Genomic DNA, 26134 nt, shown 5'->3' with positions numbered 1-26134 from the left:
CCTTCATTTTTACCAACGGCTGGCGGGTGAGCAGCGGCGTTAGTCCGAGTCTAAGGGCGTTGTTGGGCAGAGGCGCAGCAACCGGCGCGCAGCAGGTTAACACGCACAGTTAGCGGCAATCAATGTAAATATTTTGTTGTTCCAATTAGAAGATTAGATAACTGCATTACCCTCTGGTGGGGCGAACAGGGGGAGATGTCTGAGTTGATGAGATTCGGGAGGGAAAGGCTTTGCACGTCAGGGAGCGCTGGCGTGGTTGTGGCGAAAAAGCGTACCGCAAATACAAAAAAACGGCTTAGCTCTCAAGGAGCCAAGCCGTCGTCTTGTTGTATGGTGCCGGAGGTCGGGGTCGAACCGACACGGGGTCACCCCCGCTGGATTTTGAGTCCAGTGCGTCTACCAATTTCACCACTCCGGCATTTATGAAGCGGTTTCTAATATCTCTTGCGAAAAGAGACCAACCTTATATCAGTAAATGGAAGACTGGTCAAGTCACTTTGCCAGCAATACCAACTTCTTTTGCTTTCCCTACCCCTCAAAGGGTGTTGAGATACTCAACGGCATCGTCTGCTGAGAGAGGCTTGCTGAAAAGATATCCCTGTATGATGTCGCAGCCGTGTTTCACCAGGAACTCCAGTTGTGCCGCGGTTTCCACCCCTTCCGCCACCACTTTTTTACCCAGAGAATGCGACATGGCGATGGTCGCCGACGCGATCGCCGCATCATCCGGGTCTATCTCGATATCCTTCACGAAGGAACGATCTATCTTCAGCTTGTCGACCGGGAAGAGCTTCAGATAGCTAAGCGATGAATATCCGGTGCCGAAATCGTCGATGGCAAGGTCTATCCCCATGCTCTTCAGGACGCCGAGGATCCTGATACTTTCCACCGGACGCTCCATGGTCATACTCTCGGTCACTTCCAGTTCGATCATGCCCGGCTCGACCTCGTACCGCGCCATGATGGTGGCAAGCATCTCGGGAAGGTCCGGCTGCTGCAGTTGCCGCGCAGAAAGGTTGACGCTGATCTTCTCGAACGGCACACCGGCTTTCTTCCATTTCGCTGCCTGCTCGCATGCCATCTCGAAGACATGACGGCCGATCTCGAGGATGAGGCCTGTTTCCTCGGCGATGGAGATGAAGCGCTCGGGGGAAACAAGTCCCGCCTCCGGGCTCAGCCAGCGCACGAGCGCCTCGAAGCCGACGACCTTGCCGGTGGCCGCATCCACCTGCGGCTGGTAATGCAGCACGAACTCGTCATTGGTGATGGCGCTGCGCAGGTTGTTCTCCATGGCAAGTCTCTGCCGCGCGGCGGTGTGCATCTCACGGGTGAACATCTGGTAGGTGTTCCTGCCGGCCGCCTTGGCATGATACATGGCGATGTCGGCGTTCTTGAAAAGCTCGGAGACCGAGGTGCCGTCGTGCGGGAAGACGCTGATACCGATGCTTGGGCTCGTGTACACCGTGTTGTTGTCCAGGAAGTAAGGCGCGGAGACGGTCTGCAGGATCTTCTCGGCGAGATGCGCCGGCTCGATCTGGGACCGTATCTGCGGCTGCACCACGACGAACTCGTCGCCGCCGAAACGGGCCACGATGTCTTCCGCGCGCAAGGAGCTCTTGAGCCTTGCGGCCACCTCCTTCAGCAACAGGTCGCCTACATGGTGGCCGAGCGTGTCGTTGATGGTCTTGAAGCGGTCGAGGTCGACGAAGAAGACGGCCAGTTGGTGCGAGCCGCGCTTCGCCTGTTCGAGGGCCTGTGAGAGCCTCTCGACCAGGGTGTGCCGGTTCGGAAGCGAGGTGAGCGTGTCGGTGTGGGCAAGCTGCTCGATGCGCCGCTCCGCCTCTTTGCGCTGCGTTATGTCGGAGAAGGATGCGAAGTAGTTGGTGATCAGGTTGCCCCGCCCGCGGATCGCCGTGATGGTGAGCCACTTGGGATAAAGGGTGCCGTCCTTGCGCTTGTCCCAGATCTCTCCCTGCCAGTAGTTGGTCTCCAGGATGGAACGCCACATGGTGTCATAGAAGGTCTTGTCCTCCACCCCGGATTTCAGGATCCTCGGGTTCTTGCCGAGAGCCTCATCCCGTACATATCCCGTGAACTGCTCAAACGCCCTGTTGGTCTCGATGATGCGGTTCTCGCTGTCGGTTATCACGATCGCCTCACCGCTTTCATTGAAAATCTTCGCCAGCAGCTTGATCCGTCTCTGCGCCTTCATCTGGTCAGAGGTGTCGCGGATGCACTCGATGGCGCCGATGACCTCGCCCTTACTGTCGCGCAGCACGCAGGCGGAGGAGGTGAGATAGGCGGCGTCGTTACCACGCCCGAGAGCGAAGCACTCGCCGTGCACTATGTCGCCGTTACGGGTGAACCCTTCGTAGTTCTGTTCCTCCACCTTGACGTCCGGGTTAAGAACGAGGTCGACCAGCATCGGCCGCCGCTGGCCATAGAAAGGAAGAGCGTACTCGAAGTCGCCCTTACCCATCATGGTCTCGGACGGAACACCGGTGAGTCTCGCGAGTTCCCGGCTCCAGACCAGCACGCGCCCTTCCCTGTCGATGATGAGGGTCGCGTCGGGCATGAAGTCGATGATGTTCAGCAGGTACCGGTGGGAGTTACGCAGTTCGCTCTCGAGGTTCTTTCGCTCGGTTACCTCGGTCTCTAGCTGCAGGTTCTTCTCGCGCACCTGTGCCTCGCGGTCGCAGCGCTCGACTTCGAGAACCATGGTGCGCCAGGTGATGAACCCGATGGCGGTAATCCCCAGAAACCAGAGAGCCGCGTAACTCACCAGGACCCCTTGCGTCTGCGCCCGCGCCGCCGCATAGAACGGCTCAAGCGGAATGGAGACGTCGGTCCCCCCGCGAAGCTCTCCCACCTTGATGCCGGTCCAGGCGTGGCATTTAAGGCATGATTGCTCCATGATCATGGGCTGCATCATGCGCAGGTGCGGCTTCCCATCGATGGAGACAAGACCGTGGTAATCCTCACGAGTCCCCTCAACGATAAACAAGGCGGTCTGCTCCCAGGCGTCCGGGGCGTCCACCGGGTTCAGGTACAGCCGCGAGGTGATCCTGGTCCGCACCCCGTAGAGTTGCGGTGCCTCCCCGGTTATCTCGTTCATGATCATGGCGGGATTTTTCAGGGTCAGCCCGTGCCCTTCCGTGCTCTTTATGTCGCGGTCGGGGACGTGGTTTAAAAAAGGGCTGGGGGTGACGAGCGGCCCTTGCAGCAGGTACATGTTGCCGCGCTTGGAGGCCCATTTCCTGAATGCCAGGTCTTTCGCGAGGGAAATCTTGGCCTCGGTCTCCGCGAGCTGGAGCGCCTGCCGACGCGCCTGATGCGCCGTCCAGGTGGCAGCACTCGCTATGAGGATGGTCCATACAACGGCGGTTACCATCCCCCTGATTTTGATGACGTTGGCGTTGCTGGTTCTGAAGAAGAGTATTTGTTGCAGTTGGTTCACCTCAGCCTGTCTCCCGGGTGTTAAGAGTGTTCGGCCGGCAACATGAGAAAGGGTCTGTGGACGACTACTGTTTCACATGGTGGGAATTTGTAGGACCGATGCTAAGCTTGCCAGTCAAAACTATCGCACTACCACGACGCATGCAACCGGCACGTTACCTACTCTTTTCGGCAACTCTGGCTGTAACTGTATAGGGAGAATCGAAGCAGCTGGTTCGGAACCCCGCAAAAGCATGTTTAGATGGAGGGTATTCTCTATAACTTCGAAAAATAGGACGTTGCGTGCATGCTACAACATACGGAGTTCCTGACGAGGAGTTAAAGCGTGAAGCCGCCACCAGAGCGGCTGAACAGGTAATTCTTTTTTGCAATCAGTGGAAAATTATCTATTGACACCCCATGCGCCGTTTGCTATAAACATGGCTCCTTAGATGGGGCTGTAGCTCAGTTGGGAGAGCGCTTGAATGGCATTCAAGAGGTCCGCGGTTCGATCCCGCGTAGCTCCACCATCATTTACAAAGGACCTAGGACTCTCCTGGGTCCTTTTTTCGTTTCAGGACCGTCCGGTCAACAAATCCCCTCCCCCAAGCGGCATCATTCCTTTCGCTCATCCTTGCCTGCGTGCCCCGCATCGGCCGCACCACTACGGTAACCGGTCATCTCCAGATAACCTGAACCGTTCGGGCTTCCCTGTAGCCCCTTGATCGCCACGGCCCCCTCCCAATAGCGGAAGCCTGTTCTGAGTTCCTGGTCCGGAAGCCTCGGCACGACCTCCAGTGCGAGGTGCACCGAGGGGACCCGTAATCTCCAGAGTGCAGGATAGCGCGCACCGCTTTCAGGGCTGGTCCACCAGGATGCGACTTGAAGCTGCACATCTTCCCGCTTAAGTGTCCTGGTACCGCCATCGGCCGCCACAAGCGTGCCGCCGGAGAAAGGATCGCTGCTGCCGTCGCGGCGCCTTAACTGGTAAAACATAAGGTCCCGGCCGTCGTCAAGGTGCAGGGCGAACCAGTCCCACCCGACCTGTCCCGATTCGAGCGCCGAGGTGCTCCACTCCCGGTCCAGCCAGGAAATCCCCTTCACCGTGAAGCGCTCCCCGCCTACGCGGATGACGCCGGCAGTAGACAGTCTCGGGACCGAGTAGTAATACGAGGCGTTGCCCGGGGTGGCGCTCTTCCTGCTGAGCCCCCCTTCCCCGTTCAAGATCTCAGGTTTAACGGCGGTGAGATCGAGGTCTATGGCCATGTCGCTGTCAGCGGCGCTAAGGTGCACGCCCCACGGGCCCGCCTTGAACTGCCGTGCGCTCCAGTCCTCCAGATGCACGGCAAAGGGGTCACCGGCGGCACCGGCAAGCCCGAGCGCGGCACGACTGAAGCGCTCGGCAAAATGAAAGCGTTTCCCGTTGACGTCGGTGACCGCGAAGTGGGCCATGAAAACGTCGTCGGCACCCCAGGCTGATTCCCTTTTTGCGGCATGAGGGGTAAGGGCGGTGGAGAAAAAGGTGAGCTGGTAACCGAAACGGCGTCCGTCGGCTCCGGTCAGGTTGCCGGTGAAGTACCACCACTCGTTTCGGAAGCCCGGATGCGGTCCATGGTCCGCCGGGAACGTGAAGCGCCGCGGTTTCTCTGCTCTTAAGTAACCGGGATCGGCACTCCCCCCGAGCGCCTGGCTCACGCTTAGCCCACCTTCCTCAAGAGCGCCCCTGGTCCGGTTCCGGACCTGAGGTAGGACAAGAAGCGCCGCAAGCACGAGGAGAGCGGCGCAAAAGGCGCCTTTCCACCAGACCTTGAATCTTCCGGCGTCACGGCGCATGTCAGTCCTCCTCCTTGAGCGCAAGCGCGGGAGAAGTGCGTGCGATCCTTAAGGATGGGTAGATCCCTGCGATAAGGGCGGCGCTCAGGGAAAGCAGGAGCGCTTCCGCGAGTTCGCCAGGCGTCACGGCGAACTGCATGGTCCATCCGAAGGAGCGCAGGTTAATCACATAGATGAGCACCAGCGCCTCTATGATCCCAAGCGGCAACGATAAAACACCGGCGATGGTGCCGATGATGGCGGTTTCGCCGCAAATAACCCCCCAGACCTGCCCCGGAGTGAGCCCCACCGCACGCATCACGGCCAGCTCCCTCGCCCGCTCCACCTGCATCGCCATGAGGGCCGAGAGTATCCCCACGAAGGCGACCAGCATGGTGAGCATGCGCAAGACGCCCGTGATGGCGAAGGTGCGGTCGAAAATCTCCACGGTCGCCCGGCGGAGCTCGCCGTTGGAGATCACGGTCACCTCCTCCCCCCGTACCTGTTCAAGCACCATGGTCCGCAGCTGCTCAGGTTGCATCCCATTCAACGCGGTAAAGGACATGCCGTCCACGCTTTCGTCATTGAAGTTATCCACGTAGGCGCGCCGGCTCATGATGACGATGCCCGCATCGCTTCCGTAGTCGTAGATGATGCCGGCGATCGGAAAGCGCTTCGGACCGCGGGCGGTGCGCAGCGTGACGCTGTCTCCGGGGCCCACTTGATGACGGTAGCTGTAGGGCTCGGAAACGAGAACCGCCTCTCCGCGGCTGTAGCGTCCCCATATCTGTGCCGGGTCCCCTTTCTTGAAGGGATAACGCGCGAAGGTGCGCTCCGGCGCATCGACCGAGAAGATCTCGGTGCCACCATGCGCCCCCTCGATCAGTACGCGCCGCGACAGGGTCACCTGGGCCTTGTCCCTGAGCGACAGGAGGCGGCGCACCAATGCGGGATCGAGCGGTGGGCGGTAGCGCCCGCCGCCGCGGTCGGTGGAGGTGAGGTAGATATCGGCCTGCAGCCAATCTTGCAGCCAGTTTTGCACGGTGAGGCGGAAGCCCCCCACCATGATGCCGACGCCGATACCGGCCGCGACCGCCACGACCAGCGCTGCCGTCGCAACCCCGGTGCGGGAAAGAGAAGCCGCCACGCCGCGTGCAGCCATCCTGCCGATGGAGCCGAGAAAGGGGGTGACGACAGGGAGAAGCAGCGAGGTGATGAGCAGTACGGCGGCGGGAACGAGCAGTGTGTACCCGATGATGAGGACGAAGAGCCCGGCGAAGCCGCCGACGATACCCCCGCGCTCGAAAAGAAGAAGCGCACCGCCGACGAGGAGCAAAAAGGCCCCGAAGGCGGCCGCACGCGGCACCCTTCTTCTTTGACGCGACTCGACCACGGAACGGGAAAGCACGGCGCGCGGCGGCGCGGAAGTCGCCTCCAGCGCTGCCGGGACGGCCGCGGCAAGCGTTGCGACCACGCCGAGCAGGGCGCCCTTCACGAGCGTGCCGGGCAGAAGCGGCGCACCGCGCACCTCGGTAACGAAGTAGAGGTCGTTGATGGTCCTGGTGACGAGCCTCGTGAGCTCCGAGCCGAGCAGAAAACCGGCGAAGAGGCCGACCAGAGTACCCGCGACGCCGATGATAAGCGCCTCCACGCAGATCATGGTGAAGACCTCGGCGCGGCTCACGCCCAGGGCCCGCAGCATCCCGATCAGGCGCCGCCTGCGGATCACCGAGAAGGTCATCGTGTTGTAGATCAGGAACATCCCGACGACAAGGGCGAGGAGGCTCATCGCGGTCAAGTTGAGCCGGAAGGCACGCGTCAGCCGGTCCAGGGCACCGGCCTTCGCACCGGCGGGGACGATCCCCGCCCCGGCCGGGAGCACGGAGCGCACCTGCCCGAGGACCAGCTCGCCCCCCTCCCCTTCCGGAACCACCAGGTCGATGCGGGAGAGGCGTCCCGCCTGCCCCAAGAGTTCCTGGGCGGTGGCGATGTCGCAGACCAGCACCGAGGCGAGCGCTGCGCGACTCACGCGGTCGGGAGGCTCGAGGAACCCGGCAAGGTGGAGTTCGCGCTTAGCCCCGGCGATCGCGGCAGGGAAACGGGCCGCGCGCGTCAAACGGCGCTCCGCAGCGGCCTCGCGCAGCATGAGCACCGCGCCGGGCCTCGTCATCAGGTCCGTGAGGACGCCTTTATCGGTGAAGCGCGAGGAGAAGGAGCGGATGGGCGGTTCGGAGAAGGGATCGATACCGATCAGTTGGAAGGTGACGCCGGAGAGCTGCAGGTGTCCGGTCACGACTGGAGCCGCACCGCGCAAACGAAGCTCGACGCGGATGCGACGGTAGAGCTCCTCGGGAAGCCCGGTCGGGCCGCCCACGATCTGGTGCGTCGCACGCCCGGCGACGGTCTCTGCGGCGATGCGGAAGGCGCGCTGGGCGGACTCGTTGGCGCGGTCCACCGCGGTCACGACGGCTACGCCGAGGGCGACCCCGAGCACGGCGAGGACGGCAAGCCAGGGGTGCCGCATGACGTTGCGCATCCCGGCACGCCAAAGGATCATGACCGGGCCCCTGCCTCTACCTCTACCAGCACCCCGTTTCTGATGGTGAGCACACGGTCGGCAAGCGAGGCCACCTCGCCGCTGTGCGTCACGAGGACGAGCGTGGTGCCGGACGGCCTTAGCAGACGCTGGAAAAGGTCGAGCACCTGGCGCCCCGTGTCCGCGTCCAGGTTTCCGGTCGGTTCATCCGCAAGCACCAGTTTCGGCTCGTGCACGAGGGCTCGGGCCACGGCGACGCGCTGCTGCTCACCGCCGGAGAGACGATCAGGGAAGGCGCCCGCGCGGTCGGCAAGGCCTACGGCGTCAAGGAGTTCGCGGGCACGGGTCTTGTGCAAGTCGGTGAGCTGACCGGAAAGTTCAAGGGGAAGGAGGATGTTCTCGAGCACGGTGAGGGTCGGGATCAGGTTGTAGAACTGGAAAACGAAGCCGATATGGTAGCGGCGAAAAAGGGTGCGTTCACGTTCACTCATGCGGTTCAGCGCACGTCCCCCGATCAGGACCTCGCCGCGATCGGGGAGATCGATGCCGCTTAGCAGGTTCAAAAGGGTGGATTTACCGGAACCGCTCCGCCCCAGTAGAAACACCCACTCGCCAGGCGTGATGGCGAGCGCCGCGTCGCGAAAGACCACGCGCTCGCGGTCCCCCTCGACGAAGCTCTTGCCGATCCCCTGCAGTTCAACAATCGATTCCGCCATCACACCCATCCCCGGGACCGCATCGAAGCATGCCGCGTCGCTCCCGCCTCAGTTCCCCTCTTTGGACTGAAGGGCCTCCTGCTGGGCCCGCTCCAGTCGCTTGTTGTTGAGGTAAGCCGGTTTGTCGATCTCTTTCAACTGACGGGGGTATTTCGCGGTCAGGTCGTACCACCGGCTGAGGCGCTGTTCGAAGCGTTCCTTCTCGGGATACTTCAGGGTTTCCAGGTAGGTCTGCAGCGCGAGGTAGTAGCGCATGGTGTTTCTTTCCACCGCGCCGCGCACCCCCTCGATGTACTCCTGCTTCCCGTCTTCCCCCACCATTGTGAAGCCGACCTTGTCGCGCCCGAGTGTCGCGAAGTAGGTCTTGATCGCCATGCGCGCCATGGTGCCGTGACTGTAGGTATAGCTGAAATGAAGGAAGGTCCCCTGCCCGCCCAGCGGAACGGCCTGGACCCCGATCCGGTGGTCCTTCGTTCCAAGCGGCCCCTCGTCCCCCACGAGGTTCAGTTCGAGGTACTGGGGCTGGCTTGCCGCGACCTTGAAAGCAAGCTTCAGCGGATAGGCGTCGGAGGGGGGCTGGAAGTACTTGCGCCCGCTGTAGAGGGTGAGCTGGGCATTCTGCTTTACCTTGCGGTAGATGCACGCCTTGATGTTGATGTGCAGCGGAGTGATCTCGCACCACGCGGAGGGCGACTGCAGCGCGTCGCGCACCGTCTCGAAGGGGAAATGGAAGACGCCGTACATGTCCACCCGAACCGAATCATGTCCCTCTTTCGACTCGAGGAAGATGGGTGCGCCGAACTGGTTCTTGTCGAGCTTCGACTTGATCTCGCCGTACTTGGCTAGGAGCGCGCGCTCCCCGGTCTGCTCCGTGTCCGCGGCAAAACCGGTGCCGCACAGGAAAGCGACGACAAACAAGACGACGGCGACGAGGCAAACCCGTTGCAAACGACCGGCGCTACCCATGTGTCCCCCCCCTTTGTCGGTCCCCACCAGCGCCCGCATCACGGGATCCCTCCCTGGTCGGCCGTTTCCACTCCGGAAACCGCGTCGTCCCACATGGAGAAAAGAACGGCGAAGATGACCGGCCCGACTATCAGCCCCAAAAGCCCCATGCTGACCACCCCGCAGAGGGCTCCGAGGACGACGGCCAGCGTCGAGATGTCGCTGGAGGCCCCGATGGCGAGGGGACGAATGGCGTTGTCGGCAAAACCGACGAAGAGAATGCACCAGGCCGCGAGAAGCGCCGCCGCGAGATAGGAGCCCCCGAGCGCTATGAAGGCCGCCACAGGAACCCAGATGACCCCGGTGCCGACCACGGGAACCAGTGCGGCGATCGCGGTGAGAGTTCCGAAAAAGATCGGTGCGGGAACACCGGCCACCCAGTACCCCACCCCGGCAAGCACCCCTTGCGAGGCACAGGTCAGGACCGTGCCGACAACCACCGCGGTGGTGATGGAGCGGACCTCGCCGGCAAACTGCTGCGCCTTACGGGGATCAGGGGCGAGCCTGCCGATGCAGATGGAAACGAACCGGTCGCCGTCGCGGTAGACGAAGAAGAGGATGAACAGGGCGATGAGCAGGGTGCCGAGGAAGCTCATCATGTTGCGCGCTAGATCTCCGGCAAGTCCCAGGATGATGCCGGAGCTGCTGGCGGCGACCTTCCCCCCGATGGCGGCCAGGTCGACACCGAACCGGTCGACAAGAGCCATGATCTTCTGGGCGAAGGGGAATTGGCCTAGGGCGGTGCTCCCGCTCCTCGCGATGGTGCCGAAAAGCTGCTCCGCCTGCTGGTACCAGTCCGGGGCGTGGACGGCGGCGGTCACCACGAGTGCGGTAACGGGGAGGACGAAACAGACCGCGACCGCAAGCACCATGAGTCCCGCTGAGCGCCCTTCGCGCCCGTTTAAGAGGCGCAGCAGCCGATGGTAGTGAGGCATGGTGGCGATGCCTATGATGAGCGCCCAGGCGATGGGCATCAAGACAGGAACGGTGAGCAGCACGATGAGAACGACGGCGCCAGCCGTGGCTAGCGCCGCGAGGATGCTTAGGTAAGTTTTTCGATCCATCGGTCTCCCTTTGAAGGTGCAGGTAGTGTCGGGACTGCGTGGAAAATCGGGAAACGCCGCGTGGACGTTCGCGCCGCAGGCCGGTGTGCCTGCCGGCGGCGCGTCATCGAACGGGCCTCAGCGCGTGGTTTCTATTTTTCGTCCCTTCTCGTCGGTCGGTGCCGCCGGACGCTGCACCCCTTCAGGCTGCACCGACTGCTCCGTCTGGAAGGAAGGACGCTCGTTGCGCTCGTTGCCGAGGGCGGGCGCCTCTTCGGTCACTTTCCAGTTTTTTCCCACTGGCACAGAGAGTTCCTTCGGCTGTGCCACCTGGTTTGGGGGTGCCTGCTTTGTTTCATAGAGGGCGCAGGCGGGAAGTGAGGAAAGAAGTAGCGCTAGGATGATAAGGCGTGCGTGTGTCATGACGGGACTCCTAAAAGATGTGCTGCCGTTCAAGCTGAATCAGGTTGCCTGGAAGCGTTCGGTCTGCTTTCTTTGCATCGTCCATGTGTCAGTAAGCATAGCAAGGGAGAGAAATAATTAAAAGTTTGTTTTTGAACGTACCGACAAATCCATCAGCAAGAGCGGCAAATTCAGCCGATTCCCACGTCAAAAGACACACCGAAGTTTCAATGAGCAGTGAAGGCAAAACGGAACGCTCAATTATGGCAAAGAACCGGCCACGGTCAACACGGAGGGATCACATCGCCCTGAAATCGGCCAGCGGCTGCACAGTCATGCCGGTCAGATCCGGGCGCAGCGCACCCTCCTCGACCGGCGCGTTCAACTGCGGCTCATCGAAAACGATGCGCGCCTCGGCGCCGGAAGCGTCGCGGATGGTGATGGTTTCAGGAAAGGCGATCCCCTCCACCGCCTGGTACCCCTCGTAGCGCGCCTCGCTTCCTGAAGCGGAGACCTTTTTCTCCAGCATCCCTGTTTGGTCGAAATAATAGGTCGTCCCGGCGTCGGTCATGGTGTATCGGGGAGGAGCCGGAAGTGGCACGGGAGACGGAGCCATCACCCACCTGAGGAGCTGGATGCTCTTCAGAGCGCTCGACTCCGGCAGTTCGGAGAGGGCTCCCGTGTAGGCCAGCTGCCGGGAAGGGACCACGCAGGTGAAGCGGTCGTTCCCGCCGAAGGCCTCGAGAATGGTCTGGCCGAAGGGGGAAAGGATGGCCAAATGGTAGAGGTCGGGTGCCTGGTAGATGAGAAACCCGCGCCCCGCGCTGCTCCGCCCGGCCGAAGAAGCGCTGATACTGACCGATGATTGCAGCGTCTCTACATTACGCCCCGGGACGAGTCCCGTGAGCGGCTTTCTAGCGCTCGCACAGCCGAAAAGCTGCACGGCAAGCAGTGAAAGAAGGAAGATACGTCCAAGCCTCCGACGGTACACGATGTTCACGATAAATCGCTCCAGTATTCCTCCCCCCGTTGCAAGGTTACTCCAGGAATTCCAGAAGAACCATGTCCCTGGTGCCACGAAGCAGCGAACTGCCCCAAGCGTCCCCCCCTTTGCGAAGGGGGGACAGGGGGGATTTGCAGTTTGATAATGCGTCTAACCTCTGAAAAACAGCAAAGGCAAAAGGTACTGATACGAGCCGCGTCAGCTCCCCCCTCACCCAACCTCCGGCGGCTCCGCGCGCGCCATATCCTCGGCCACGAACCTCCCGCAGATGAAACAGAAAACGCCGGCCAGTGCCATAACCATCGGCGTGGTCAAAAGCGCGTTTCTAAGCCCCCAGAGATCGGAGAACCAGCCGAGGATCGACGGCGACACCGCGTCTCCCAGGGCATGGATGAAGAAGATGTTCACCGCGAAGGCCATGGCGCGCACCGCGGGGTTCGTCACGTTGATGATCACCGTGTTGAGCGGTCCAGTGTTCAGAAAGAGGAAGAACTCGGCGACGAAGATAGCCGCCATGCAGGCGGGGACGCCCGGCGCCATTATGGCCCAGGCGGCAAAGGGGGCGCCGATGAAGAACCCCCAGCCGGAAACAAGCAGGTACCCCTTGCTGCTTTTCTTCTGCCAGCGGTCACCGAGGACCCCGCCGACGAGGGTGCCGAGTATGCCGGCCACCACGGTCGTCGCACCGAACATCAGGTTCGCCTTTTCGACGTTTAACGCGTGGGTGCGGAACAAAAAGGTCGGGATCCACTGGGCGAGCCCGCCTATGGCGAAGGTCATCGCCGCCATGGCCAGGGTGTTGGTGACAAAAGAGCGGTTGTGGAAGAGCTGCAGGTAGGCGCCGATCCCCTTTTCAGTCTCCGTCGCATCCGGATCGACGCGGCGCTCCGGGGCGCGCAGAAACCAAAGCGGCAAAGCGACCAAAAGCCCGGGAAGACCGACCATGAGAAAGGCGTAGTGCCAGCCGAAGCGCTGCCCCAACACGCCACCCATGAGGTAACCGAGGGCGCTCCCAACCGGGATGGCGACATAGAACCAGGAAAGGACGCTGCCGCGCTTCTCCTTCTCGAAAAAGTCCGCAATGAGCCCGGGGGACACCGTTCCGAAGCTCGCCTCCCCTACCCCGACGGTGGCGCGGGCCGCGAGTAGCGAACGATACCCGGGGGCGAAACCGGCGAGGATGGTGGCGAAGCTCCAGATGATCAAACCGGTCGAGGCGAGGCGCACCCGGTTCCAGTGGTCGCCGAGCCAGCCGAAGACAGGCGCGATCAGCATGTAGCTCAGCATGAAGGCGCTGCCGAGAAAGCCAAGCTCCGTGTCGCTTATGCCGAAGTCGGCCTTGATCAGCGGGAACACGGCGAAAAGGACTTGCCGGTCGATGTAGTTGAGCAGGTTCACCGCAAGGAGAAGCCCCAGGGCATAGCGGCGATAGGCAGGGGATATGGCTACCTTCATCAAGAAAAACCTCCGTCACATCATTGCATCAAAGTTCAGCCACAGCCTGCTGGGCGCGGACCACGATCTCGGCGGGCTCCTCGAAACGGAAATGGAGCGGTTTGCCGAAGGTGACCGTTACCGTGCCGCGCTGGGGCAGGCTCGCCTGGTGCGGCGGAAGGATCTTGTCAGTGCCGATGATTTTCACCGGGAGTATCGGGATGCCGAGCTCCTTCGCGATGATCCCGAGGCCCAACTGGAAATCCTTCATGGTACCGTCCTGTGAGTGCCCTCCCTCCGGAAAGATCAGGGTGTTCAGACCGCTGTCGGTCAGTTTCCCCATGTATTTCACCGCACCGGAGAAGCCGCCGGTCTGGGGCAGCGGGAAAAGGTTCAAAAACAGGGTGCCGTACTGGTAGGCAAGCCGCCGCCATACGCGTTCAAAGCCACGGTAATCGTCGAAGAAAAACTCCTCCCATGCCGCGGTCGCGGTGCGGTAGCGGATCTCCCGAGGGAGCGCGAACATGAGCGACGGCTGGTCGAAGTAGCCCAGGTGGTTGGCGACGATGATCACCGGGCCGTCGAGCCTGGTCAGGTTCTCCGCACCACGCACCTGAAGTTTCGCGAAGAGGCGGTAGAGCGGGTAGTTTATCAGGGCGTCCCCGATCATGCGCAGCGCGCGGACCGGTGCGGAGTTGGTCCAGAAGCGGTAGTGGCCGCGATGCTCTCCCTTCTCGCGACGGGAAATGATGCGGCGCAACTCTGAGACGCGGGTCTGGGGTCCGATCTGGGAGTCCTCGATGTCCAAGCGGAACTCCTGCTCCAGGTAGTTCACCAGTTCCAGACGTCCGATCGAGGTCAGGCCAAGGTCCGCGACCAGCAGGGACTCCTCCTTGATCTGATCCGGATCGGCGCCGGTCACCTTGGCGAGAAGGTTCACGAGGTGATCCCGGCTCGCACCGCCGCTCCCCTCGGCAGCACCTTTTTTCACGTGCTCCTTGACCTGGAATTTCCTGATCTTGAGCGTGGTGGTCTTCGGGAACTCCGGCTCGTTCCAGATGGTGTACCCGGTGATCTGGTGCAGCGAGTCGAGCTTGGCGTTCGCTTCGGCTAAGATCTCCTCGGGCCTTTTCCCGCTGTCGTCGAGCAGCAAAACGGCGTGCACCTCCTCGCCGGAACCACGGTCCAGGCCGATGACGCACGATTCCTTTACCCCCGGAACCTTGTTAAGCACCCCCTCCAGCTCGTCCGGGTAGACGTTCACCCCGCCGCCGGTGACGATGAGCTCCTTCTCCCTCCCCTTGATGGTGAGCCAGCCGTCCGGGGTGATCTCGCCCAAGTCGCCTGTTTTGAACCATCCATCTGCGGTGAAGGCGGCGCGGGTCGCGTCTTCATTCTGGTAATACCCGGGGAAGACGTTGTCGCCTTTTACCACGACCTCCTTGCCGTCCAGTCGAAGCTCAACGCCCGGCAGAGGCGGCCCCACGGAACCTGCCACCTGGCGGTCGATGGTGTTGACGCAAAGGACCGGTGAGCACTCGGAAAGCCCGTATCCCTCGAGGACGGTGAAGCCCATGGCATCCCAGAAGCGGAATACGTCGGGATCAAGCGGAGCTCCACCGGAAACGAAGACGGTGAAGTTACTGCCGAACTTCTTGTGCACCGGAAAGAAGAGCCTTTTCCGGGCGCCCTTGGAGAGCGGCTGTGCCTTCCCCGCGAGCCAGGAGAAAACGCCGTCCAGTTTTTTCTCGGCCAGCTCGCGCTCGATGGAGCTCTTCAGAAGCTGCATCAGGCGCGGCACCGACATGATGACGTAGACGTCCTCCTCGCCTAGCGCCTCCATGATGGCGGAAGGCTTCAGCGTGCGCGGGTAGATCACCGTGGCGCCCCGGTAAAGCGGCGTGAAAAATCCCCCCATCTGCTCGAACATGTGCGAGAGGGGCAAAAGCGAGAGAAACGAGAAGTCGGGGGTGATGATGGGGACCCCCTCGTTTATCTGCACCATATTGGCGACCAGGTTCCTGTGGGTAAGGATGACCCCCTTCGGATTCCCGGTGGTACCGGAGGTGTATATCAGTTGCGCGATGTCGTCGGGGTCGGGATGCACGGCATCAGCATACGGTGCCACCTCCTGCAGAAGGTACTGGAGATCCTCGAGAAACAGTGCATCCGGAACGTCGAGGCGCTCCGGCTTGAAGCGGCTTTGCAATACGAGCGTAGCCTTAGTGAGCCCCAGGATCGACTCGGCGCGCGCCCGGTCCGACATGAAGTCGACGGGAACGGCGATGGCACCGAGCATGATGATGCCCCAGTAGGCGACGCCCCACCAGGAAGAGTTGGGGCCCCAAAGCAGCACCCGGTCGCCGGGGGCAACGCCGCGCTGCGCCAGCAGGTTCGCCATCCTTAGCGAGAGATCGGACAGCTCCCGGTAGGAAACGGTGAAGCGGCGCACGCCGGTTCGGTTGATGAGAGCCGTCTTGTCGCCGAGTGGTGCGAAGCTATGAAAGAGATCTACCAGAGTCCTCATATCCGACTCCTCCGTAGGCAACCGCTTCTCCCGAACCGGGAACAGGCATCGGGAAATTGCGGCAGGTGGCCTTCAAGACGCCGCTACAGCTGAAACAGTGCTTATAGTGCGTGCAGGAGCATTGTCACATGCTGAATGCACTTTGGCAACACCCGGTAGAATGGGTTGGGAGTTTAACCGAACCAATCTCGAATGCCAATCCGAAACGTCTTCGTTCTATTTCCCCGTTGCGAAGGTTCATCCGGGAATTCCGGGCAAGAAGCCTTTCAGATAAGCCGTGTCCTCACTTGCTGAGAACGGTGACCTCGCGCTCCCCCCTTTGCGAAGGGGGGACGGGGGGGATTTTACTTGCCCAACCCACAAAAAAGCCGCCCTATCATGGGGCGGCTCATTGTAAACCTGCAAAGAGGGCCTACCTCTGCAGAATAGACCCCTTTTCTATCTGGTTCTTGCGAATCTCGTACTCTCTCTTGTCGATCCTTCCCGCCTTGTAGTCGTCTTCAAGCTGCTTCATCTGCCGATGCGCGCTGTACTCGTATGCACCGACCCCGACCGCGGCCCCACCAAGGGCACCGCCGACCGCACTCCCCCCCCTGGTCTCACACCCGGAGGCGAGGGCCAAGGACATTGCCGTAACGACCAGAAGTAACTTTTTCATGGTTGGACTCCTTTGCTCGGTGAATTGGAGCTAATGCCCAGTCCAGCTTACCACCATGATTAGTTTTTTCACATTTTTTCAGAAGATCCGTTTTCTGATCCGGCAGGAGGAAGTGCCGAGGAGGGCTCCCCTCGGAAGGTCCAGTAGAGATAAACGAGAGAAGGGATCAGTATCAACGCCCCGAAGGGAAGTATCGCGAGATAAGCCACCAGTGATGCGCGGGGTGCCGCCGCGGCCTCGAGAGACATCTCGCCCACGATGAGATCCGGGGCAAGTGCTGCGGCAAACCCCGCCACGGTGAGAACGACGGTGGCTCCCGCGCCGAGTTGCGCTACCTTGAAGCGGCGCCACAGCAACAGAAGCTGCGTCCCCACTCCGGCAAATACGGCGAGCACGACGAAAAGCATGGGCCACGACTCGAGAAGCCTTTGACTGAACCCGGGAGCGTAACGAAGGGAGAGCGGGACCATCACGGCGGTAGCGACGCCCAGCGCGACACCCGCCGCGATAGCCGCGTCCCTGAAATCGTCCTGAAGCGGTGGCGCTACCCGCACGGTCATGTAGACCGGGGCGAGATAGGCGCAGATGGCAAGCCCGATTACCCCGCCCATGATGGTGAACGGGGTGAACCATACTGCGGTCCCCGTCGCCGTTACGCCGTAGTTGATGGTGATGGTTCCCGAAGCAGTCGCGGAAACGGCCATCCCGAGGGTGAAGGGGGTAAGCACGCTGGCGATTTCGAAGACTGTCGCGCTAAGCGGGACCTCCCGCCCGGTCTCCCGGCCGTAATGGCGAAAGGCGAAGGCCGCCCCCCGGAAGTTTATGCCGATCAGGGCGAGCACGAGTGGCGGCATGAGCGCGATGAAAAGTGCGGCAAATCCTGATGGGAACGCCGTGAAGAGCGTCACCACTATGAAGATGAGCCACACGTGGTTCGTCTCCCATACCGGACCGATCGCGTTGAAGAGCGCCTCGCGCTGCTCACGCGCACGGGGACCGAAGGCGAGCGCGGTCCAAATCCCCCCGCCGAAATCTGCACCTCCAAACAGGGTGTATAAGATGAGGGCAACCACAAGAACCAGCGCGGCAAGGGTTACCGGATCAGCCATGTGACACCTCCCTGCCCGCGTCATCGTGCTTCCGCTCAAGCAACAACCTCATGATCCCGACGGTAAGGGCAAGGTAGACGAAGAGGAAGGTGGCGAACACCAGTAAGAGCCCGTCGTTCGGGGTGACCGCCTGCGAGGTGCGCAGGTATCCCATAACAACCCACGGCTGCCTACCGAATTCGGTGACCATCCAGCCGCTTTCAAGCGCGATGATGCCGAAGGGGGCGGCAAAAGCGATGTATTTAAGCTGGGCACGTCCGGGCTCAGTCTCTCTCTTTCTCCAGCGCGGCCACCAGTACAACACGAGGGCGAGCGCCATGACGAAGAACGAGCCGACCATCAGGTCGAAAAACGGATGCACGAGGCGCGGGTCCGGGGACGCACCCTGCGGGAAGGCGTCGAGCCCCTGCACAACGGCATCAGGGTCGTGGTGTGCGAGAAGGCTCAACAGCTTCGGGATCTTGATCCCGTAGGACACGGTTCCCGTTTCCCGATCGGGCCACCCACCGATGATGAGCGGAGCAGCCGCCGAGGTCTTGAAGTGCGCCTCCATGGCGGCGAGTTTCGCGGTCTGGTGCTCCGCTACGGCAGCAGCAGCCCAGTCGCCGGTGACCAGCATGAGCGGGGCCGCCACCAGGGCCACGGCAAGAGAAAGGGAAAGTGCTTTTTTCCCATCCCCTTCTCCCCTACCCTTCAACAGCGCCATCGCATAAAAACCGGCAACGGCAAAGGCGGTCGCAACGTAAGCGGCCAGGGTGCCATGGACAGCCTGGTGCAGCCAGGCCTGGTTGAAGAAGGCGCGCATCGGCTGGACGTTCGCGGGAGCGCCGTCGATCATCTGGAATCCGGCAGGTGTGTTCATCCAACCGTTGGCGCTGATGACGAATACAGCCGATACCGCCGAGGCGAGTGTGAGGGGGATGGTGCAAAGAAACAGCGTGCGCCTGGAAAGCCGCTCTTCGCCGTAGATGTACAGGGCGAGAAAGATCGCCTCGGTGAAGAATGCGAACCCTTCCATGGAAAACGCAAGCCCGATCATCGGTCCGCTGAAGGCCATGAACTGCGGCCAGAGAAGCCCGAGTTCGAAGGAAAGGATGGTGCCGGAAACCGCACCGATGGCGAAGAGCACTCCGGCGGGTCTGATCCAGCGTCTGGCGAGGAGATGCCACGTATCGTCGCCGGTTTTAAGCGCCAGCCCCTCGGCGAGCATGAGCATAAGCGGCAGGCCGATCCCAAGTGTTGCGTAGACGATGTGGAAGGCGAGCGAAACGCCCATAAGGGCGCGAGCAGCAAGCAGGTTGTCCATAGGCTTCCTCGGGGGGCAATTGCGTTGGTATCGGTCGTGCGCCCTTCAATCCTTACGATGCGGCGCTCGCCCCCATATTTTTGTAAAGCCATCTAAGTTTGGGGATTCAAAGAGGTTTGTCAAGCAACTGCGGGACGCGGAGCATCAGCGTTGACAGGGGATGCTTGTGGAACGGGGAAAGGGTGCTAGGGTTAGGCCGTTCCAATAAATCAACCATTTCAAGAAGGAGGTCGGTAATGACCCACAACAACATTCCGCATCCGGAGATGGTAGCGAAGTCGGAGGAGGTGCGTCAGGCATTTACGCCGCAGGTGCGTGACTACCTGGTGTCACTCTTCCCAACCTCAGAAAGTTATGATGTGCTGCACGAACGTTTCGAGAAAAGCGTCACGGGTTTTTACAAAGGAGATCCGGAGAAGGTAAAGGAGTGCGAAGAGGCTCGTCGCGAATTGGAGCTGGCAATGTCCATAATCATGGCAATCCGCAAAGCTGTGAGTGCCGTTGACCCCACCGTATACGAAAAGCCAGAAGATCCACATCAGAAGTCGTCGACCGCCGGCTCGGCATTGGCCGCCTCCAAAGACTTACGGATACGATTCGACAAGAATGGACACCCCTACTGTTCGCTTACCAGGCTGCCAGGTTCAAAGGGCTACGAGATATGGTTCTGTATAGGAGAACCTGGCGTAGAAGCTAACTGGAGTCTGCTGCTATGGTCAACCACCTGCCAAAAGATGTATCTCACGGGATTAAACAGAACGCTGACGAACTATTTGAAAATCAGGGGTAAAAGAGGCAATGAGGTAGGGCCTTGGTCGAACATGATCATATTACCACCGGTGTGACAACTTCCAGCACGCCCCCTCGTTAACTCGACGGGGCGTGCGTGCATCACCTTCAAGTCAGAAGCGCCCCCACCACATCAACATCGGTTACGTCAACCTCTCAAGCCAATCCGTAGATCACAACCTCCTGTCGATATCCGCGAACTTGGTTAAGATTCGTTGATCCTGAATCGGATTCGTCGAATCTTGAAACGGATTCGTCGAATCTTGAAACGGATTCGTCGATCTTGAACCGGATTCGTCGATCCTGAAACGGATTCGTCGATCCTGAACCGGATTCGTCGATCCTGAAACGGATTCGTCGAATCTTGAAACGGATTCGTCGATCCTGAAACGGATTCGTCGAATCTGAAACGGATTCGTCGTTTCTGAAACGGATTCGTCGATTTTGAAACGGATTCGTCGATTTTGAAACGGATTCGTCGATTTTGAAACGGATTCGTCGATTTTGAAACGGATTCGTCGATTCCGAATCGCATGCATCGCTTCCGAACCGGATAAGTAGGTAGTTCTGAAGTAGCCTGGAGATGGAGAAGGCCGGACGTCATGCTTTCCCTCCTGACAAGCGGATTCGCATGGAATTTCCTGTAATAACATTGTCATCTTTGCGTGTGCATCCATACTTATCGTGTTGCATGGAACATTCAAGATGGACATGCGGATGGCGCATGGGACCATGTCCAAACGGGTGGATCCGTACTGGACATGGGTGGGGGAATAAATGGGCAGAAAACCAGATTTTATCGAACACCTGGGACTGACTTCCGGCGAAGCTGCCAGGATTCTTGAGGAAGAAGGTCCCAATGAACTTCCGAGCTCCAAGCAGCGGGGAAGCCTGCGCATAGCACTCGACGTCATGCGCGAGCCGATGTTCCTGCTGCTGGTTGCCTGTGGGGCCATCTACCTGATGGTGGGCGACCTTCAGGAAGCGCTGATGCTGCTGGCCTTTGTCTTTTTTGTCATGGGAATAACCCTCTATCAGGAGAGCAAAACCGAACGGGCACTGGAAGCCCTGCGCGATCTTTCCAGCCCCAGGGCACTTGTCATCCGGGATGGCACCCAGCAGCGCATCGCCGGACGTGACGTGGTCCGGGGCGATATCATCGTCCTTGCAGAGGGGGACCGGGTTCCCGCCGATGCTCTGATACTTGAGTGCAGGAGCCTCTCAACCGACGAATCGCTCTTAACCGGCGAATCTCTGGCTGTTCGCAAGATAGCTGGCGATGCGTCTTCTCCTGCTGTCCAACCGGGAGGAGACGATATCCCCTTCGTGTATTCCGGAACGCTAGTGGTGAGAGGTTCGGGGGTCGCCAGTGTGGTTGCCACCGGGGGGCTAAGTGCAATCGGCAAAATCGGGAAGGCCCTGCAGACGGTTACTGCCGAGCCGACTGCTCTGCAGCGTGAAACCGGCCGCCTGGTGAAGATCCTTGCGTTCGCGGTCCTTGGGCTCTGCACCCTGCTCATCCTGGTATACGGGATCACTCGCGGTGCCTGGCTCGAAGGGGTGCTGGCGGGGCTTACCCTGGCCATGGCGGTCATGCCCAACGAGCTGCCGGTGGTCCTGACCATCTTCCTCGCGTTGGGAGCCTGGCGCCTTTCCCGAACCCAGGTACTTGCTCGCAGCACGCCTGTGGTCGAGACACTCGGATCGGCCACGGTCCTCTGCGTGGACAAGACCGGCACCTTGACCCTGAACCGGATGACAGTCACGGCGCTCCACGCTGAAGGGATGCTGCGCAACATCGGCGATTTCCGCAATGACCCGCCTCCGGAAATATTTCACGACCTGGTTGAGTTCAGCATCCTAGCCAGCCAACGGGACCCTTTCGATCCGATGGAGCGGGCCATCAAAGATTTCGGTGAAGAGTATCTCGCCCGCACCGAGCATCTCCATGATGACTGGCGCCTTGAGAGAGAATATCCCTTGTCTCCCGAGCTGCTCGCAATGTCCCACGTTTGGAGGGCTCTGGAGGGGAGCGACTATGTCATAGCCGCCAAAGGCGCACCCGAGGCGGTTGCCGACCTCTGCCATTTCAGCGGGGTGCAGCAAAAAGAGATGATGGCAGCGGTGACCCGGATGGCTGACGACGGACTGCGGGTGCTGGGTGTCGCGCGCTCCTACTTTCGCAAGTCGAGCCTCCCGGGCGAGCAGCACGACTTCAACTTCGAGTTCCTGGGGCTGATAGGGTTGGCCGATCCGGTCAGGCCGACCGTGGCGCCAGCCCTTCAAGACTGTTACCGTGCCGGCATCAGGATGGTGATGATCACCGGCGATTATCCCGGTACAGCTCGAAGCATCGCTCGCCAGATCGGGCTAGCCCACCCGGATGAGGTAATAACCGGTTCCGAGCTGGACATCATGAGTGAAGATGAGCTGCAAGGCAGGATCAAAACGGTTAACATCTTCGCCAGGGTGGTTCCGGAACAAAAGCTTAGGCTGGTGCAGGCGCTAAAAGCCAACGGCGAGATCGTCGCCATGACCGGAGACGGCGTGAATGATGCCCCGGCCCTGAAATCGGCCCATATTGGTATCGCCATGGGTGGGCGAGGGACGGACGTCGCACGCGAAGCATCTGATCTCGTGCTCCTGGACGACGACTTTGCCTCCATTGTGCGTGCAGTGAAGATGGGGCGGCGCATCTTCGACAACCTGAAAAAGGCCATGGCCTATCTGCTTGCCATCCACGTCCCTATCGCCGGGATGTCTCTCATACCGGTACTCTTTAACTGGCCGATCTTATTCATGCCTATCCATATTGCATTCCTGCATCTGATCATCGATCCAGCCTGTTCCATTGTCTATGAGGTTGAACCGGCCGAGTCCGAGGCCATGATCAGACCGCCCCGCGATCCCAAGGAACCCCTTTTTAGCAAGCGGGTCCTGCTGCTCAGCACGCTGCAGGGGCTTGGTGTCCTTGCGATGCTTCTGACGGTATTCGGAGTCTGCCTGAGCCGCAACCAGGGGGAATTCGAGGCCCGCACCCTTGCCTTCACCACCCTCATCATCGCCAACCTCGGGCTCATGATGACGAACCGCTCTTGGACCAGCACCTTCGGCAAGATTCTCCGATCGCCCAACGCGGCCCTTTGGTGGGTTACAGGCGGCGCCGTCATCTTTCTCGGTCTGGCCCTCAATTTCCCGTTTCTTCGGGAAATTTTTCGGTTCTCGCCGCTGCATCCGATCGACTTGATGATCTGCCTATCCGCCGGCTTGGGGAGTATGATCTGGTTCGAGTTCTTCAAGATGTTCAGAAGGTCAAGAGACAAACGGAGCTGAAACGCAGGACCGGGCCTCAGGCTTATCGGTGCGATCTCAACCAGCGGCACTATGAGGAGGAGCATCATGACGGTCACTGCTATAAAGAACACGGCCAGCACAAAAGAAAATCGTGGCTGATGGAGTCTTATGTCCCAAGCGTCTCTACTCACTCAAGCCGACTGATGCAGCGCCTTGACCCCTCCTTTCGACCTTGACCTCCGCACCGCCGGATCTAGAATTTGTGGAGCATGCCTGGAGGGACCTTGAGAGGTCGCGGCACGCAAAGGAGGAACACCATGGGCAACAAATACGCGAAGCTTTCGAAGGACAGTGCAGCCGTCCTTCTCATCGATCACCAATCCGGTCTCATTTCCCTGGTCCAGGACTTCTCCCCCGGTGAGTTCAAGAACAACGTGCTCGCTCTGGCCGACTGCGCCAAGTACTTCAAGCTGCCGACCATCCTTACCACCAGCTTCGAGAGCGGCCCCAACGGACCGTTGGTCCCCGAACTCAAGGAGACCTTCGCCGACGCGCCTTACATCCCCCGTCCCGGCCAGATCAACGCGTGGGACAACGAGGATTTCGTGAAAGCGGTGAAGGACACCGGTTGCACGCAACTGATCATGGCGGGAGTGGTGACCGAAGTCTGCGTCGCCTTTCCAGCCCTGTCAGCAATTGAGGCAGGGTATGATGTGTTCGTGGTCACAGATGCGTCCGGCACCTTCAACGAGGTGACACGGCACGCGGCATGGGCGCGGATGGCTGCAGCAGGTGTCCAGCTCATGAACTGGTTTGGTGTAGCCTGCGAGCTCCATCGCGATTGGCGTAATGACATCGAGGGCCTGGGCAACCTGTTCTCCAACCACATCCCGAATTACCGGAATCTGATTACGAGCTACCTGGCGAAAGTGGAGGGGAAATAAACGACAGTGGGGGGCTGCTTGTAGATCTCCGCTTCAACTCCAAATGGACTGCCTCCGCCACTTGCGCACGCAAGGGACGGAGGCAGCGTCTGGGCGTACACAGCAAAAGAGCCTTCCGGCATTAACCGGAAGGCTCTTCTTTATGGTGGCGGTGCGGACATGGAGACACCCATGATTTGATAAGTTTCTTTCGAGACTATGGCAATGGGTAACGCATAATTTCATGGGCGTCCCCCTCTTTTCAGATATTAGGAGGAGGAAGCGGCGGACTGAAGTCGTGCGGCCAGAGCAGACAGGTGGCGGGCATCTGTGCCGCAGCACCCGCCAAGGATCTTGAGCCCGAGCTCCGTGCCCATGGCGGCAACCGATGCCCCAAATGCCTCCGGGGCCTCTTCCACGAGAGAAGAGCTGTTATCCAAGTCTTCCGGGCTGAGAGCCGCGGTGTTTGCGAGAAGACCGATGACGCGCCGGCGAACTTCTGCAGATGAATTAGTTTCATGGAGTAACGCAGATCTGGCAAAGGTGACATGGGTGCAATTGATCATGAACGCGAGCGGTTTGGGATCGGCTGCGGCGTCGATTGCCGCGATGGCCTCCTTAAGCGGCGTTCCATCAAGGAGGGTGCCGGTCGGTCGGACCACGAAACTCACGATGTAAGGCTTTCCCGTTGCCGCCAGTGCCAAGGCAAGGCCAGTTGCTTCGCTAAGAGCGGGCAGCGTGGCCGCCAAGAGAAAGTCCACCTTCGTCGCCGCGAGCTTTTCCGCCTGCCACGCATGATACTCCGCCGCCTGGTTTACCGTGAGAGCCTCGGCAGGTCGGTAGGCGTCGCCTTTACAACTCATCAACCCGCAGATGAGGATCTTGTCGGCGTATCCCTTGTAGCTCTGTCTCAAGCCTTCCAGAAAGGCCGCGTTGTCGCCGTTCAGGTTGGTGCCCTCAAGGCCTGCCGCGGCGATCCGTTCCCTGCTCGCCCGCCATGTCGGTGTGGACATGAGGAGAGGCAGTCCGGCTTGGCAACCGATGTCGAGGTACTCCCTGCAGATCCCCTCCAGAGCGCTCCGCTTTTCCTCATCGTAGATGAAAGCCGAGTTCACGACAAAGGGATCGAGCTCAATCCCCTCCATGCGGCGCAGACGCTCGATTACGGCCCCTTCACCAAGAATGAACGGGTATCGGCTCAGAATGGTGTCGATGGTATTCATCGTCTCTCTCCCCTCTCCCGACCTCGAATCTGCTCATCACTGGTAGGCGGGCTCAACATTCGAACGATCCAATTCTGCTCAAAGTCCAAATGTCTGGCCTGCCCCCGCCTTCCCCGCCTGCCTTTTTCGGCGGACTGGTTGAGCCGAAAGTTGAACATCCGTTTCTTTTGTTTTTAAGATGCGGTTTTTTTCGAGACCTCAATCAATGCTGTGATGAAAGCAGAATCATCGAATAAAAGCTTCATTCCATTAGCTAATGCCTTATCTAAGGCCAATCGAGCATTTTCGCCCGTCATGAGTTGAATGTTTGGTTCGATTCCTTGTGTTACTATTTGACGTGAATAAAGAATGTTTCCATTCTTGTTTTTCACTAAAATGCTCATGTTCAGATCGGCAACGGAGTCTCCAGAAAAGAAGCCCGATTTGTGATCATTCCAGAACCTAGTCAAATCAGCAGTTATTGATACAAGCGCTTGGCTACCGACCTTAAATCCACGCGATTGCAACTCTTGTTCAATGGCCCTTCTGAGAGTTATGGCTACGTCCTCATTTGCTAGAATGGGCGCCATCTCCATTCCAAATCCATTCTTTTTGCAGCTGACTTTGTTGCTTTTGTCTTGTCGCTGATCATTGATATTGACATCTACTACGACATCTTTCGCACCTTGGATTTCAGACACACCAACCTGAGGGACGTAAGACAGATTAATCTTATCTGTTGTCAATGCGCAACCGGACAGCCAGGCAGATACAACAAGCAACAAGATCATTTTTTTCATTTTCTCTCCTCTTTCACTTCCAATAGTAGTTGCACACACTCAAAATAGTTTTCTCGTTTTAGGTACACGGGGGTCAGGTCTTTACTCTTGCTCCATTTACTCCATCTTGGCCGAGTTATTCGTCAACGATTAATCAAGAA

18 protein-coding genes and 2 tRNA genes are annotated in these 26134 nt (G+C 59.8%); 4 read left to right on the top strand and 16 right to left on the bottom strand.

The genetic code is table 11. The features are described 5' to 3' along the window. Window positions 1-331 precede the first annotated feature (331 nt). A tRNA-Leu gene (locus E4633_RS09010) sits at window positions 332-418 on the bottom strand. Window positions 419-535: 117 nt separating this feature from the next. Beyond that, complete coding sequence (locus E4633_RS09005) at window positions 536-3457, bottom strand: EAL domain-containing protein (RefSeq protein WP_135869913.1); 2922 nt, start codon at window positions 3455-3457, stop codon at window positions 536-538. A gap of 432 nt (window positions 3458-3889) precedes the next feature. Here E4633_RS09005 and E4633_RS09000 point away from each other — a divergent pair. Beyond that, window positions 3890-3965, top strand: a tRNA-Ala gene (locus E4633_RS09000). An 85-nt stretch (window positions 3966-4050) separates the two neighbouring features. Here the strand turns inward: E4633_RS09000 and E4633_RS08995 are convergent. The 12 genes from E4633_RS08995 to E4633_RS08940 all read right to left on the bottom strand — a co-directional run bounded on the left by E4633_RS08995 (window position 4051) and on the right by E4633_RS08940 (window position 18986). Next, entirely contained in the window at window positions 4051-5268 is a 1218-nt protein-coding gene (locus E4633_RS08995; protein ID WP_135869912.1) for a lipocalin-like domain-containing protein, read from the bottom strand. Window position 5269: 1 nt separating this feature from the next. Further along, window positions 5270-7804 carry an ABC transporter permease gene (locus tag E4633_RS08990; protein ID WP_135869911.1) on the bottom strand — a complete coding sequence of 845 codons (2535 nt, stop codon included), beginning with the start codon at window positions 7802-7804 and terminating at the stop codon, window positions 5270-5272. Next, window positions 7801-8499, bottom strand: coding sequence for an ABC transporter ATP-binding protein (locus E4633_RS08985; protein WP_135869910.1), 699 nt, complete (start codon window positions 8497-8499; stop codon window positions 7801-7803). The genes E4633_RS08990 and E4633_RS08985 overlap by 4 nt, the downstream gene beginning before the upstream one ends. 48 nt (window positions 8500-8547) lie before the next feature. Next, on the bottom strand, window positions 8548-9504 hold the full coding sequence (locus tag E4633_RS08980) for a hypothetical protein (protein WP_246038050.1): 957 nt from the start codon (window positions 9502-9504) through the stop codon (window positions 8548-8550). Next, on the bottom strand, window positions 9504-10568 hold the full coding sequence (locus tag E4633_RS08975; RefSeq protein WP_135869909.1) for an AI-2E family transporter: 1065 nt from the start codon (window positions 10566-10568) through the stop codon (window positions 9504-9506). The genes E4633_RS08980 and E4633_RS08975 overlap by 1 nt, the downstream gene beginning before the upstream one ends. A 117-nt stretch (window positions 10569-10685) precedes the next feature. Then, entirely contained in the window at window positions 10686-10970 is a 285-nt protein-coding gene (locus E4633_RS08970; protein WP_135869908.1) for a hypothetical protein, read from the bottom strand. A gap of 277 nt (window positions 10971-11247) precedes the next feature. Then, a complete protein-coding gene (locus tag E4633_RS08965) occupies window positions 11248-11949 on the bottom strand; it encodes an outer membrane lipoprotein LolB (protein ID WP_246037991.1) in 702 nt (233 codons plus the stop codon). Window positions 11950-12162: 213 nt separating this feature from the next. After that, window positions 12163-13407, bottom strand: coding sequence for a spinster family MFS transporter (locus E4633_RS08960; protein ID WP_135869907.1), 1245 nt, complete (start codon window positions 13405-13407; stop codon window positions 12163-12165). A gap of 28 nt (window positions 13408-13435) precedes the next feature. Next, the gene (locus tag E4633_RS08955) at window positions 13436-15913 is read right to left on the bottom strand and encodes an AMP-binding protein (protein WP_135869906.1); all 2478 of its coding nucleotides are present in this window, start codon (window positions 15911-15913) and stop codon (window positions 13436-13438) included. Between the two features lie 412 nt (window positions 15914-16325). After that, window positions 16326-16571, bottom strand: coding sequence for a hypothetical protein (locus tag E4633_RS08950; RefSeq protein ID WP_135869905.1), 246 nt, complete (start codon window positions 16569-16571; stop codon window positions 16326-16328). 68 nt (window positions 16572-16639) lie between these two features. After that, entirely contained in the window at window positions 16640-17680 is a 1041-nt protein-coding gene (locus E4633_RS08945; RefSeq protein WP_135869904.1) for a cytochrome d ubiquinol oxidase subunit II, read from the bottom strand. Continuing rightward, a complete protein-coding gene (locus tag E4633_RS08940; RefSeq protein ID WP_135869903.1) occupies window positions 17673-18986 on the bottom strand; it encodes a cytochrome ubiquinol oxidase subunit I in 1314 nt (437 codons plus the stop codon). The genes E4633_RS08945 and E4633_RS08940 overlap by 8 nt, the downstream gene beginning before the upstream one ends. Window positions 18987-19222: 236 nt before the next feature. Here E4633_RS08940 and E4633_RS08935 point away from each other — a divergent pair, with 236 nt between their 5' ends. From E4633_RS08935 to ycaC, 3 genes are all read left to right on the top strand, one after another. Then, window positions 19223-19831 (top strand): hypothetical protein, encoded by a 609-nt coding sequence (locus E4633_RS08935; protein WP_135869902.1) that lies wholly within the window; start codon window positions 19223-19225, stop codon window positions 19829-19831. A 721-nt stretch (window positions 19832-20552) separates the two neighbouring features. Next, window positions 20553-23108: a cation-translocating P-type ATPase gene (locus E4633_RS08930; protein ID WP_135869901.1), complete on the top strand. Its 2556-nt coding sequence runs from the start codon at window positions 20553-20555 to the stop codon at window positions 23106-23108. A 278-nt stretch (window positions 23109-23386) separates the two neighbouring features. Then, the gene (ycaC, locus tag E4633_RS08925; protein WP_135869900.1) at window positions 23387-24013 is read left to right on the top strand and encodes an isochorismate family cysteine hydrolase YcaC; all 627 of its coding nucleotides are present in this window, start codon (window positions 23387-23389) and stop codon (window positions 24011-24013) included. Between the two features lie 248 nt (window positions 24014-24261). On the opposite strand, the gene E4633_RS08920 is transcribed toward ycaC, so the two are convergent. Further along, window positions 24262-25215, bottom strand: coding sequence for a homocysteine S-methyltransferase family protein (locus E4633_RS08920; RefSeq protein WP_135869899.1), 954 nt, complete (start codon window positions 25213-25215; stop codon window positions 24262-24264). 173 nt (window positions 25216-25388) lie between these two features. Further along, the gene (locus tag E4633_RS08915; protein WP_135869898.1) at window positions 25389-25994 is read right to left on the bottom strand and encodes a YajG family lipoprotein; all 606 of its coding nucleotides are present in this window, start codon (window positions 25992-25994) and stop codon (window positions 25389-25391) included. Window positions 25995-26134: the final 140 nt, after the last annotated feature.

Origin of the sequence: Geomonas terrae, from assembly GCF_004791675.1 — a bacterium.
Lineage (GTDB): Bacteria > Desulfobacterota > Desulfuromonadia > Geobacterales > Geobacteraceae > Geomonas > Geomonas edaphica.
Note: the sequence above shows the minus strand (reverse complement) of the source record. Positions and strands in the feature narration are given on the sequence as shown.